We start from the raw sequence: 13,090 nt of genomic DNA on the forward strand, positions 1-13,090 counted from the left end.
TTTGCTTTCTGGGTTTCTGGGAACGACTGGGGAACGACCAGAATGCAAGTGTCGCCGCGCACCCTCGGCATTTCCGCGAAAGTCGAGCGCGCCGGCTGAAGGGGCGGAAGCGGTTCAGTGTGGTGCCCGTCACATCGCCCGTCGATGCTCGGCTTGACCGTCTTCCTCGACCGCTTCCGGGTTCGCCGCCGGCCTGATCACGTTAGCAGACAAGCTCGTCAGCACGTCATCCAGCCGGCTCTCGTTGCCGAGCCTGGACGGACGCATCAGCGCCTTCAGCGCTAGCGCGTCCAGCTCCGTGGCCCATGATCTGCGCCGAAACTCCCGCAGGGCACTCCACCCACTCGGCCAGAGTGCCGAACGAGCGGCGCAGACCGTGTGCGACAGGTCTCCGATCACAAACTGCGGGGTGCTGGCGCCGAACTCGCCGTTGCGTGAGGCGTCAGCGCACTGGCGCAGGCGGCCGAGATGGCCGCCGCCAGGCTTCTGCCGCCGATGTGGCCACGGGCACAGATGACAGGCGTCCCGGAGTGGGTTTGCCGGGCCGATCGGCAACCCTGAGCACGAATTTCACGATTGACGCGGACGGGAACGGACGAGATACTGCTGGAGGCATCGAAGTTCCGATCCTCCCGCTTCTGAATTTTGCGATCCAATCGAATGCGCCTTCGCCGACCGGTGCGAAGATCGCTGACGAGGGTGACAGACAGCACACATGGCGATCCAACAATGAAGCAACCATGATGAACTGGAAATGCCTTCGTCGGCAGCCGCGTTCGCTGGTGGCCGCGCTGGCAGCGCTGGCGCTGACCGGCGCCGCCGACGCCGCCCGTTTCAACCCGCCCGCCGCCTCGGTGCAGATGTGCCAGTGGAACTGGAACGACATCGCCGCCGAGCGCATCGCATGGCTCGGCCCGCAAGGTATCGGCGCGGTACAGATCTTGCCGCCTGGCGCTTCGCAGCAGGTCGGCAGTTGGTGGGGCGTTTGCCAGCCGGTCAACTCCCTCAATCTCACCAGCCGCATGGGAACTCCGGGTGATCTGCAGCGAATGATCGGCACTTGCCACGACGCCGGGGTGCGGGTCTTCGCCGACGTGGTCGTCAACCGGATGGCCACCGATGCGGGCATCGCCGCCGACGGTCCGCCTTCGAACGCCGTCACGCTGACCGATCACTACTTCAGTGCCAATGACTTCCACACCGACGGTGGTCCGATCAGCGACGCCGACTGCACGTCGCCTGCCCGTCGCGGCGAGGTCATGCACTGTCGCCTCGAAGGCATGCCCGATCTCGCCGTCGAGAGGAGCCATGTCCAGGGCCAAGTCGCCAACCACCTATGCCGCTTGCTCGAAATGGGCGTCGACGGCTTTCGCATCGACGCTGCCAAGCACATGCCGGCCGGAACGTATTGCAACGTCATCGACGCAACACGCGACGCCAACGGCCGAACCTGCGGCGGCACGAGGGTGGTGGTGGACGTCCACGGCCAAGGCGATATCGCCGTGCCGGCTGGCGGCGCGAACGTTCCGGCGGTGGCGATCGACACCGGCCAGCCAATAGGCGGTGGCGCCACCTGCACCCTCACGTTCATCGTCACCGGAGCCGGCACGGCCTGGGGCCAGAGCCTGTACGTGGTCGGCAACCAGGCCGGCGTGGGCAACTGGTCTGCCGGCAACGGCTTCGCGCTGACGATTCGCGGCACCGGCGCCGACGCGCCATGGAGCGACCGCATCAGCCTGCCGGCCGCCACGGCGGTGCAATACAAGCACGCGAAATGGGACGGCACAGGCGCCGTCTGGGAGTGCGACCAGGCAAGTGCCAGCGGCCACCGTGAATTCACGAGCTGCGCGTCGGGAGCGCAGGCGCGCGCTGACGGCCCATTCGCGCGCTGACCTTCAACTCTGCATTCAAGGAGAAGCAAGCATGCACTTCATTCGCCATCTGCTGGGCCTTGCGCTGGCCTGCAGCGCCCTTGCCTACGTTCCAGCCATTGCGGCGATCAATGCGTCGCAACTCGGTGCCAGCTACAACGCCAAGCGCAGCGCGATCACCTTCAAGGTCTATTCGTCGCGCGCGACGCGGATCGAACTGTGGCTCTACGCCGCCGCAGGCGCCTCGCCGGAAGTGGCGCGCATACCGCTCACGCGCGGCAGCGGCGACGTCTGGTCGACGGTCGTCTCGCGCGCGGCGTTGAAGCGAGCCGGCCTCAACGGCCCGGTGTACTACGGTTATCGCGCGTGGGGCCCGAACTGGACCTGGGATGCAGACTGGACGAAGGGCTCGAGCCTGGGCTTCGTCAGCGATGTCGACGCGCTGGGCAACCGCTTCAATCCGAACAAGCTGCTCGTCGACCCGTACGCGCTCGAGCTGAGCCACGACCCGCTGACGCCGGATAACCTGAGTGGCGTACCATATGCGTCGGGAGCGGACTATCGCAACCTCGACAGCGGCCACGTCGCACCGCGAGGCATTGTGCTCGGCAGCGACAGGCAGTCGATCGGCAGCAAGCCGACGCGCGCGTTCAAGGACGACATCATCTATGAAGTCCACGTGCGCGGCCTGACGATGAACGATGCGGCCATTCCGCAGGCGTATCGCGGCACCTATCGCGGCGCGGGACTGAAGGCGCCGTATCTGAAGAGCCTCGGCGTCACCGCCGTCGAGTTCCTGCCGGTGCAGGAAACGCAGAACGACACCAATGACGTGTCGCAACCGCCAAGTACCGACGGCGACAACTACTGGGGCTACGCGACGCTGAACTACTTTGCCCCCGATCGCCGCTACGCCGCCGATCGCAGCCCCGGCGGCCCGACGCGCGAATTCAAGGCGATGGTCAAGGCCTTCCACGACCAGGGGATCAAGGTTCTGATCGATGTCGTCTACAACCACACCGGCGAAGGCGGCGCGTGGAAGTCCGACGACCCGACGACGTACAACGTGCTGAGTTTTCGCGGTCTCGACAACCCGACCTACTACACGCTGACGAGCGACAGACAATGGACCTGGGACAACACCGGCGTCGGCGGCAACTACAACACCCGCAACCCGATTGCGCAAAACCTGATCGTCGATTCGCTTGCCTACTGGCGCGATACGCTGGGGGTCGACGGCTTTCGCTTCGACCTCGCGTCGGTGCTCGGCAACACCTGCGAAGCCGCCTGCTTCAACTACGACAAGATGGACCCCGGCACAGCGCTGAACCGGATCGTTCGCGAACTGCCGCCACGCCCGGCCGGTGGCGGCGTTGGCATCGATCTGATCGCCGAGCCCTGGGCGATCGGCGGCAACTCATATCAGGTCGGAGGGTTTCCGAGTGGCTGGTCGGAATGGAACGGCCGCTATCGCGACAGCGTCAGGCGCAGCCAGAACCAGCTCGGTAGCGCGTCGATCACCACCGGCGAACTCGCGACGCGTTTTTCCGGATCGGCAGATCTGTACCAGAACAACGGTCGCCAGCCGTGGAACTCGGTCAACTTCCTCATCGCACACGATGGTTTCACGTTGCACGACTTGTACGCATGCAACAGCAAGAACAACGGCCAGGCGTGGCCCTACGGTCCCTCCGACGGCGGCGAGGACAACAACAGCAGTTGGGACCAAGGCGGTGACGCCGGCGCGCAGCGCAGGGCGGCACGCAATGGCCTCGCGCTGCTGATGCTGTCGGCCGGTGTGCCGATGATCGGCGGCGGTGACGAGGCGCTGCGCGGGCTGCGCTGCAACAACAATCCGTACAACCTCGATTCGACCGCCAACTGGCTGGACTGGAACCCGAGCCCCGAGCAGAGCAACTTTCGGGCTTTCGCGAAGGCGATGATCGCCTTTCGCGCCGCACACCCGGCGCTGCGCCCGGCGACGTTCTATTCCGCCATCGACAACAACGGCAACGTGATGGAGCAGCTGCGCTGGTTCAAGCCCGATGGCGCGGTGGCAGACGGAGCGTACTTCGACCACCCGAACAACCACGCCATCGCCTGGCGCATCGACGGCACCGAGTTCGGCGACAGCGCTGCGGCGATCTACATCGCTTACAACGGCTGGAGCGGCGACGTCAACTTCTCTCTGCCGTGGCCGGGAAGCAACCGGCAGTGGCATCGCGTCACCGATACGTGCCCGTGGGCCGAAGGCGCGAGCCAGGTGCGCGCCCCCCGCGGCGAAGATCCTGTGGGCGGAGAAGGAACGAACTACTCGCTGTGCGGGCGCAGCGTCCTGCTGCTGATCGCCAGGTAGGCCGGAGGAGGGTGCGCCGAGGGTGCATGAAGCGAGGCGCCAGCCGCGAAGCCAGAGGTGGCCCCGTTTGTTTGGACAGGAAAAGCTCGAGGATCTGTTGGCTTCTGGGCTTCTGGCTTCTCCGTTCAAGCTGTCCTATTCTTGTAGTCGACCCGATGTGCTTCTGCCGTGAAGAAGGGTCATGGCGGTAAGGCATGGACACTGGAGCGAGGGGTTTGAGACGGATCGAAGAGGAGGACCGGGATGGGGGGTTCAGTCGTCACTGGTGCCAATCGCGGAATCGGCCTTGAGTTCGCGCGACAGCTCAGGGCTCGTGGGGGAGCGTGGTCGCGGTATGTCGCCGGAGCTCGACGCGCTCGGGGTGCGTGTCGAAAGCCCGACCAACCTGACAGACCCTCATGCTGCTTCCAAGCTGGCCGAAAGGCTTGCCCACGACGAGATTGACCTCCTGATCCATAACGCCGGCGTGCTCATGGCCGACTCCCTCGAAGCGGTTGATGCTGACGCGGTGCGCGCGCAGTTTGAAGTGAACGCCTTGGCGCCGCTCTTTCTAACGCGGGCTTTGCCCCGCGCCTGCATCCGGGCACGAAGGTTGCGCTCATCACCAGTCGGATGGGCGCCATGGGCGATAACACTTCCGGGGGTTACTACGGCTACCGTATGAGCAAGGCGGCCCTCAATGCGGCCGGTGTCTCCCTCGCCCACCACCTCAAGCCGCTGGGAGCCTCTGTGGTCATCCTGCATCCAGGCTGCGTGCGTACCGAGATGACTCGGGGCCACGGCCAGATCGATCCGGACGAGTCTGTTCGCGGGCTCTTACAGCGCATCGAGGAACTCAAGATCGAGACAACCGGACGATTCTTGCACCAGAATGGCGACATCCTACCGTGGTAAGGTCGTGCCCCGGCTCCGCGGCGGCATGCGATGCCAAGTGGAAATCCTTCGTCTGCTGACGGCCAAGCATCGACGCTCAAGAACCCCTTCCCCGAACCAGTCGTTGACACGATCCGCACGGGATACTATTGTTTGGAGTATGGGCATTGTTTCTCCCGCCAACCGCGTACACAATAGGAGCAACCGCCGTACGAGCGAAAGCTTGATGGGACTCGACCTCCAGCATTTTTTGGGGCGCCGAGTTCGCCAGTAGGCCCTGAAATTCTGCAGCAGAACTGTTTCCGGAAACTCAGTTACCCCATAAGAGTCATGAACATCAATACAGGCATTCGCGTGGTCGCTCTCATATTTGTGGCGATTGGGTGCCTTGAACTGTTGTCCCTCATCGAGATCGCGCTGATGAGACCTCCCGCCTACGCTGCAATGCCCATTGGATGGCAAATCGGCCGTTACTTGAGAATGGCTGCCTTGGCGGCCCTTCCACTATTCGGGGGCATTGTGTTCTTGCGAAGGCGACACGCTGGCCGAGTTACGCTAATCGTGTACTGCCTGACGGCGCCTGCCCTCTATGCTTGGTCGTTTGCGTATGGGTATGCGGGCTTTGAAGATCCCGGTCGGAACGCATGGATTTTCGGCTTCTTGTTTGGCTACACAGCGTCCGTTCCGTTCTTGCTCTTTCTGACTTGGAAGAAGACAAGAGCCATGATGATCACAGCAGGGCAGGCGGGTGAAGGCACTGAAAAAGGCATGGCGAGGATCCCAGAAATGCGCGAGAAGCGATGGTTGTTACTGGACTTGCTGGCTCTTGTGGTCGTGCTGACGCTGGTGTGGTTTGGAAAGGGTATGATTCTGGGCGAGCCTTCGCCCCCACCTCCGTCTCCCGCAGCGACACCTGTCCCGAAGCCAGCAAACGGGCCTCCGGTGACCGCACCGGCGCCCGATGTGCTGATTGGGCAGGTGTTCGAAGCAACCGGGGTGGCACAAAGCATCGCCGAAATGCAGCAGCGCATCGGCGTCGCACTCGAGTCCATTGGCGCATCCCTCCGGTTGAGGCCGGAGCAAAAGCAGCTTATCTACTCGGCGCAGCGCGAAGCGTTTCCCCCGGAGGCGCTTCGCCATCGACTCCAGCAGCGCTTCAGGACGCAGTTCAATGAAGCGCAACTTCGCGCCGTGCTCAACGACTTCAGCGGTCCCGTTGGGCGGCGAATGAGTGAACTCTCGGCCGCCGGCGAAAAGGACGATCAAGCCTTCCTTCGCTTTGTTGAGCAGTCACGTATCCAGCCGCCGGCAGACAAGCGGAAGGCATTGTTGCTGCGCCTCGAAGGTGCGATCGGTGCCGGGCAGTGGGCCGCGGAGATGACCTTGAGCAGCACCAAGGCGATGTTGGAGGCTGCCGCGGCGAGCGAAGGCAAGCGCGTGATGGACGTCGAGGCACAGATGGCGACGCTGCGCTCGACACTCGAACCGCGAATTCGCGAATCCTTTGCCAGTAGGCTTGCCTACGCCTATCGCGAAGCAAGCGACGACGAACTCGCTGCCTTCGCGGCGATTTACGAAAGTCCGGCGAGCAAATGGTATGCCGACAACGTGCGAGAGGCCACGCGCGAGTACTTTCAGGGCGGTCTGGAGCGCTTCGCCGGAAGGGTCGGAGAAGCCTTGGCCAGTCAGCAGCGCCCGGCCGTCCAGGTGGTAGCGGGGCCGACGGGCCCGTTGGCGGCCGCGGCTCCAAGCAGCGAGGGTGATGCTCGGTTGACTGGCGGATCGGCTCGTCGACATGCGCGCTGGCACCTCGATGCTCGGGCGTGCCTGCAGTACGAGCGGACAGCAGATATAGCGCGCTGCGCCGAGAAGTACTACTGACTCGGTCGGTGCGCCGGCGGTGGTCAAGGCGCGGATCGACGAGGACTCACGCGCCGGGGCGCTGATGCTCGCCGGAACCCGTCTCAATCCCGATCAAGCGGAACAGTGCGACGCGATGGACGGCGAACTCGCGGCCGAACACCGCTTCGTGCTGCCCGAATTGATGGTACGTGGAGAGAATCTGATCGGCGCATCGGTCGATTGCCTGGCGTCAATTATTTTGACCGGTCGGCGTCAATTATCCTGGCCGGTGGAAGCGAGGCGCAATGGATCGCTACCCCTTCGGTTTTGCTTGTGGGTTTTTGCTCTGCTCAGAAGGGGCTAGCCCTGCCCTTTACCCGAAAAATTAGGACTGGACTTTCTTGATCGAACCGATTATGGTTCGGTATGAATGAGCAAAACCAAGTCAAGCGAGCGCTGAGACAGCAAGCCTCGATTGAGGTTATCCGGGAGCTGTTGGCGGGCAAGGAGCATCGAAGTCTATCCTCGGTTGCCGAGTCGATTTGTCAGCACTTCGGCTTGCGTGATGCCCGCGGGCGTAGCCAGATCGCAGGCTGCGTCAAGGCGCTGCGTGAGTTGGAGGGGGCGGGGCACTTCGTTCTGCCGGCGCCGATGCGCAAGCGCCGTACGGCAGCAGGGCCGCGGCGTCTGGGTCAACCCGTTGATGGGGCGATGGACGTGCCGACGGTGCTCGCAGAGCTTCGTGGGCTGAGGCTGGTCCTCGTTGAGACTCTCGAGCTGATGCGGGTGTGGAACGAGTTGATGCTGTGCGAGCATCCGCAGGGGGCTGGGCCTTTGGTGGGGGCGCAGATGCGCTACCTGATTGGCTCTGAGCATGGCTGGCTGGGCGGCTTTGGTTTCGGGGCGTCGGCGCTGCATCTGGCCGACCGAGAGCGATGGATCGGCTGGAACGATCATGCCCGGCGCCAGCACCTGCACGGGGTGATTGGCATGAGCCGCTTTCTCATCCGCCACTCGGTGCACTGCCCGAATCTGGCCTCGCACGTGCTGGGGATGGTTTTGCGGCGCGTGGGTGCGGATTACGAGGCCCAGTACGGCTATCGCCCTTGGCTGGTGGAGAGCTTTGTGGACACGCAACACTTCATCGGCACCAGCTACCGGGCAGCGAACTGGCTGGAGATTGGCCAGACCAAAGGGCGTGGCCGACAGGATCGCTTCAACGAGAACGCGAAGACGGTCAAGGCCATCTACGTCTATGAACTGGAGCCCGATGTACGCGCCCGCCTGGCAGCCATTGCCGAACCGCTCCAAGTGACTGCGCTGCAGATCAGCGAAGGTCTGGAGGGGGACGAGTGGGCGGGCCATGAGTTTGCCGGAGCGAATTTGGGGGACCGGCGCAGCAACAGGCGGCTGGCCGACTTTGCCCGCACGATGGGCGAGATGCCGGGGCGCGCGTTCTGCGGTGCCGCGCAAGGAGACAAGCCGGCGATCAAGTCGTACTACCGGCTGATCGAGCAAGCCGATGACTCGCTGGTCACCATGCAGGCGATCCTGGCCCCTCACCAACGGCGCACGGTGCAGCGGATGAAGGCGCAGTCGACGGTACTCTGCGTTCAGGACGGGACCGAGCTGAACTATTCTGGTCTGGTCCAGTGTGCCGGGCTGGGCGTCATCGGCAGCAACCAGACGGGTGCCCAGAGTGGCGGACTGCACCTGCATTCGACGCTGGTGCTGACGACCCAGGGCCTGCCGCTGGGGGTCCTGAGGGCACACTGTGTGGCACCGACGCACCGGGCAAAGGAGGACCTGCGCCCGGCGTCGGCCATACCGATCGAAGAGAAGAAGACCTTCACTTGGATCGAGGGTCTTCGCCAATGCAACGATCTGGTCCCCGCGCTGCCCGACACGCGCCAGGTCTGCGTGATGGATCGCGAGGCGGATTTCTTCGAACTGTTTGACGAGCCACGCCAAAGCGGCCGCGTCGAACTGTTGGTTCGCGCCAAACATGACCGCGCCACCCGCGAGGCACTCAACCTCTTCGAACTCGTCAGACAAAGCCCCGTGCGACGCCAGCTTCGCATCAACGTGCCGCGACAAAGCGCTCGGACCAAGAAAAGCAAACAGAAGGCACGCGACGGGCACGCACAACGTACCGCGCACGTCAATTTGCGCTACCGCGAAGTCGAACTCCGCCGGCCGTCGAAATACCCGGCCCGGAAGGCCCTCAGGCTCTGGGTGGTGCATGTCCAGGAACCCTCGCCGCCAGCCGACGCCGAACCGCTCGAGTGGTTCCTGATCACCACCTGCGAGATCACCACACCAGAACAAGCCCAGGAGTGCCTGCGGTGGTACTGCCTGCGCTGGCGCATCGAAGACTGGCATCGCGTATTGAAGAGCGGCTGTCGCATCGAGGCGCTGCAACACAAGACCGCTGAGCGACTCAAACGGGCCATCGCCATCAATCTCGTCATCGCTTGGCGCATCATGCTCATGACGCTCCTGGGCAGACAGTGCCCCGATCTTCCCGCCGAGGTCTTGTTCTCCGACGCCGAGATCGAAGTGCTGCAGGCCTACGCAAAAAAAAACAAATCCCCAAGCCCACTCGGCTCGGCGACGCCGTTCGTCTCGTAGCCCAACTCGGCGGATACATTGGCCGCGCCAAAGACCCCTCTCCAGGGCATCAAATCATGTGGCACGGCTATTCGGTCCTGCAATCGCTGCGCGAAGGGCTCTCGCTCCGGCTCTGGACTTCGGATGACAACAAGACTTGCGGGTAAAGGGCAGGGCTAGCCCCTTCTGAGCAGAGCGGCGGCGGAAACTCTCCACGTTCATCTCGAAGACGCTGGCGTGATGCACGAGACGATTTCCATGCGGTCGCCGAGAGCACCACCGTCTACGCACCGGTGCTGAAAGCCAAGGACCGGAACACGGACGTTCACCAACCAAAGGCCAAGGATAGCCCGGCGCTGGCCCAATGCCGGGAACGCATGAAAAGTGACGAGGCCAAGTCGCTCTACAAGGATCGCGCGGCGACGGCCGAATGCGTCAATGCGCTGGCGTGCAACCGCGGCCTGAATCGCCTGCTGGTCCGCGGGCTGAAGAGAGTCAAGGGCGTCGCGCTCCTGTTCGCCTTGGCGCACAACGTGATGCATGCCGCCGCCCCCTCGAACTGGTCGGCCTAGGGACAGGAACGTCCGCAGTACCGGAAATGGCAGGATAATCAGGGGAAAAGTGCGGAAAAACGGTAGCTCCCGGCTGAACAGCTCGCCAAGCGCATGCAATCCGCATATTTCGCCCCAGGCGGGCGTCAGCCTCCCGTCGCGCCACCTGTGGCGCAGAAGCAAGAGATTCACAGCCTCTCAGCCCGAGCGCGCGCATGGCGACGAAGGGGATGAGGATGCCGGCCGGCGGCGATCCAGCCCCGGCGCCGGCTACGTCGCCGGCGCCGGACAGGGCATCGCCAGCGTGATCAGCTCGTGATCTCGCCGCCAGATGACGCCCTGCCGGTTGACCAGCAGCCACCAGCTTTGCCTCGCCGGATGTGGCTTGCGGCTGGCGAAGGCTGTCGGTGTCAGGACGGCGAGACACCAGCTCGGCTCCGGTGCCCGCACCGAGCGGTAGATGACCGCGCCGACGTCGGCCTCGCGGGCGACCCGGGCGAAGCACTGCGTCGCGGCGTAGTCACTGGGGTGTGTCCACGCGGCGGCCTCTGTCCGGAAGGGCTCGTCGCGCAGGTCGACGGCCGTGGTGCGTAGCTCGGCGCGAAACGCGGTGTGGGCGACCGGGCCGATGCGCTCGAGATCCTCGGCATCCTGCAGGAAGCGCCAGCGCCAGTAACCGAGTTCGGCGCAGGCGGTGCGCACCGTTGCTGCGCCGTAGAAGACGCCGGGATCGGTGACCGCCCGGAAGCGGGAACCGTGTGCCAGCGGTGGATAGCGAAAGGGGGTCGCCAGCAGGTAGTCGAGGCCGCTGGCAGTCCCGGGGACCGCCGGTTTGCTGGCTTCGAGCAGCGATTCGAGAACCTCCTGCTCGGTGGCATCATCGACGATCTTCATCGTCGCCGCCACGTGCTGCGCCTCGACGATGCGCCAGGCCCAGCCGCGCCAGTCGCGCGCCTCAGACGAGACTGCGCGAGGCGTCCAGGTAATGGACGACACGGACCAGTCCTTCGGTGTGGGCGATGAGCTCCAGCGGGCGGCCGTTGAGCGCGCGGTTGTTGCTGACGAGCCAGCGGCATGCCGTCTCCTGCTCGCCAACGATCGAGTCGAGCGAGCGGAAGGCGCGGACGAACAGGATCGCCAGTTCCCACTCCTTGCGCCGCTGGTCGAGCTGGTAGGTGCCGGCGTACAGTCGGCTGACGGTCGCGGCGCTGATCCCCAGGACCCTCGCCAGCAGCGAGCGCTGGATGTGCAGCTGATCGGCGGCGCGCGTCACCGCCTTGCTCAGGACGGCTGCGGGTTCGGCGCTGCTCGCCGCCTGGATGCTCATTCCGGGCATCGTGGTCTCCTTTCTGCAGAAATTATAGACTGCAATCATTTCTGTGGGAAGAGTTGTGCGCGCTCATGCGCGGCCGTCGTCGCGCGTCATCGAGGATTCCCGATGATCTTCGGCAGTTGCCGCTGGCATTGACGTCGCGCGCCGCGGCTGCCTATACTCGCCGCGGACCCAGCGGATCGGCCGTCCCGCAGCCCGATTCGCGACAGGACCGAAACATGCGGGGACGCACGCCGGGGCACAGGGTCGATCCTTCAGCCGGGTGCCGCATCCGCGAGTGACCACGATCTGCATACAGCAAGGAGGCCCGGACATGCAACGCGAACTTCCCGATGTGAAAGTCACGCCGCCGGTGGAAGGCGAAAAGGTGAGCATCGTCTTCCACGCCGACGGGAAACAGTACGAGCTTCCGGTCGTCGGCGGCACCCATGGTCCGAAGCTGATCGACGTCCGCCGCCTCTATGCCGAAACCGGCTATCTGACTTACGACCCCGGCTTCATGTCGACCGCCAGCTGCGATTCAGCGATCACCTACATCGATGGCGAGGCAGGCATCCTGCTGCACCGCGGTTACCCGATCGAGGATCTGGCGGCGCACGCCGACTTCCTCGAGGTCTGCTATCTCCTGCTCTACGGCAGGCTGCCGTCGGCGGCGGAACTGGCCGGCTTCAACGATCTGCTCGTTCATCACAGCATGGTGCACGAGCAGTTCAAGCGCTTCTTCGAGGGTTTCCGCCGCGATGCCCACCCGATGGCGGTGATGGTTGGTACGGTCGGCGCGCTGAGCGCCTTCTACCACGACCGCATCGACATCACCGACCCGGAAGCGCGGATGGTGGCGACGCATCGCCTGATCGCCAAGATGCCGACGATCTGTGCCATGGCCTACAAGTACTCGCTCGGACGCCCGTTCCTCTATCCGCGCAACGATCTCGGCTACGCCGAAAACTTCCTGCGCATGGCTTTCGGCGTTCCGGCCGAGGAATACGTGGTCAGCCCGGTACTGGCGCGGGCGATCAACCGTTTTCTCGTCCTCCACGCCGACCACGAACAGAACGCCTCGACGGCGACGGTGCGCATCGCCGGTTCGAGCCGCGCCAATCCCTATGCCTGCGTCGCCGCCGGCATCACGGCGTTGTGGGGGCCGGACCACGGCGGAGCGAACGAGGCGGTGGTGAACATGCTCGAGGAGATCGGCAACAAGAGCCGTATCCCGCTCTACATCGCCCGCGCCAAGGACCGCAGCGATCCGTTCCGGCTGACCGGCTTCGGCCACCGGGTGTACAAGAACTACGATCCGCGGGCGGCCGTGCTGCGTGAATCCTGCCATGAGGTGCTGGCCGAACTGGGCAAGGAGCACGAACCGATGTTCGCGCTGGCGCTCGAGCTCGAACGGATCGCCCTCGAGGACGAGTACTTCATCGAGCGCAAGCTCTTTCCGAACGTGGACTTCTACTCGGGGATCATGCTGCGGGCGATTGGTTTCCCGACTGCGATGTTCCCGTCGCTCTTCGCTCTCGGCCGCTCGATCGGCTGGATCGCGCAGTGGAAGGAAATGATCGAGGGTGCCGACCAGCACATCGCGCGGCCGCGCCAGCGCTACACCGGCGTGCCGGTACGCGCCTATGTGCCGCTCGCCGATCGCTGACGCCGG

At 64.3% G+C, this 13,090-nt stretch carries 9 protein-coding genes and 4 pseudogenes; 9 read left to right on the forward strand and 4 right to left on the reverse strand.

The window, feature by feature from the left end; all coding sequences use genetic code 11:
- Positions 1–129: 129 nt before the first annotated feature.
- Together V5B60_RS12440 and V5B60_RS12445 are read right to left on the reverse strand one after the other, a co-directional pair.
- The gene (locus V5B60_RS12440) at positions 130–267 is read right to left on the reverse strand and encodes a hypothetical protein (protein ID WP_332347298.1); all 138 of its coding nucleotides are present in this window, start codon (positions 265–267) and stop codon (positions 130–132) included.
- A 31-nt stretch (positions 268–298) separates the two neighbouring features.
- Positions 299–379: pseudogene (locus tag V5B60_RS12445) on the reverse strand (tyrosine-type recombinase/integrase); the annotation flags it as partial.
- 643 nt (positions 380–1,022) lie between these two features.
- Between V5B60_RS12445 and V5B60_RS12450 the strand changes: the two are divergent.
- From V5B60_RS12450 to V5B60_RS12485, 8 genes and pseudogenes are all read left to right on the forward strand, one after another.
- Positions 1,023–1,892, forward strand: coding sequence for a carbohydrate-binding module family 20 domain-containing protein (locus tag V5B60_RS12450; RefSeq protein WP_332350550.1), 870 nt, complete (start codon positions 1,023–1,025; stop codon positions 1,890–1,892).
- Positions 1,893–1,923: 31 nt separating this feature from the next.
- Positions 1,924–4,227 (forward strand): glycogen debranching protein, encoded by a 2,304-nt coding sequence (locus V5B60_RS12455; RefSeq protein ID WP_332347300.1) that lies wholly within the window; start codon positions 1,924–1,926, stop codon positions 4,225–4,227.
- A gap of 243 nt (positions 4,228–4,470) precedes the next feature.
- Positions 4,471–5,121 (forward strand): annotated as a pseudogene (locus V5B60_RS12460) (SDR family oxidoreductase).
- 309 nt (positions 5,122–5,430) lie between these two features.
- A complete protein-coding gene (locus V5B60_RS12465) occupies positions 5,431–6,981 on the forward strand; it encodes a hypothetical protein (protein WP_332347302.1) in 1,551 nt (516 codons plus the stop codon).
- 19 nt (positions 6,982–7,000) lie between these two features.
- Positions 7,001–7,306 carry a hypothetical protein gene (locus V5B60_RS12470; protein WP_332347303.1) on the forward strand — a complete coding sequence of 102 codons (306 nt, stop codon included), beginning with the start codon at positions 7,001–7,003 and terminating at the stop codon, positions 7,304–7,306.
- Between the two features lie 416 nt (positions 7,307–7,722).
- Positions 7,723–9,477: pseudogene (locus tag V5B60_RS12475) on the forward strand (IS4 family transposase); the annotation flags it as partial.
- Entirely contained in the window at positions 9,453–9,719 is a 267-nt protein-coding gene (locus tag V5B60_RS22255; RefSeq protein ID WP_434735300.1) for an IS4 family transposase, read from the forward strand. The pseudogene V5B60_RS12475 and the gene V5B60_RS22255, both read left to right, overlap by 25 nt.
- A gap of 93 nt (positions 9,720–9,812) precedes the next feature.
- Positions 9,813–10,162: pseudogene (locus V5B60_RS12485) on the forward strand (transposase); the annotation flags it as partial.
- A gap of 211 nt (positions 10,163–10,373) precedes the next feature.
- Here V5B60_RS12485 and V5B60_RS12490 read toward each other — a convergent pair.
- Both V5B60_RS12490 and V5B60_RS12495 read right to left on the reverse strand, forming a co-directional pair.
- Positions 10,374–11,099 carry an RES family NAD+ phosphorylase gene (locus V5B60_RS12490; RefSeq protein WP_332347308.1) on the reverse strand — a complete coding sequence of 242 codons (726 nt, stop codon included), beginning with the start codon at positions 11,097–11,099 and terminating at the stop codon, positions 10,374–10,376.
- Positions 11,059–11,439 (reverse strand): MbcA/ParS/Xre antitoxin family protein, encoded by a 381-nt coding sequence (locus V5B60_RS12495; RefSeq protein WP_332347309.1) that lies wholly within the window; start codon positions 11,437–11,439, stop codon positions 11,059–11,061. Before V5B60_RS12495 ends, V5B60_RS12490 begins: the two co-directional genes overlap by 41 nt.
- A 310-nt stretch (positions 11,440–11,749) precedes the next feature.
- On the opposite strand from V5B60_RS12495, the gene gltA reads away from it, so the two are divergent.
- Entirely contained in the window at positions 11,750–13,084 is a 1,335-nt protein-coding gene (gene gltA, locus V5B60_RS12500; protein WP_332347311.1) for a citrate synthase, read from the forward strand.
- Positions 13,085–13,090: the final 6 nt, after the last annotated feature.

The organism is Accumulibacter sp., assembly GCF_036625195.1.
In the GTDB taxonomy this organism is placed as follows: Bacteria; Pseudomonadota; Gammaproteobacteria; order Burkholderiales; family Rhodocyclaceae; genus Accumulibacter.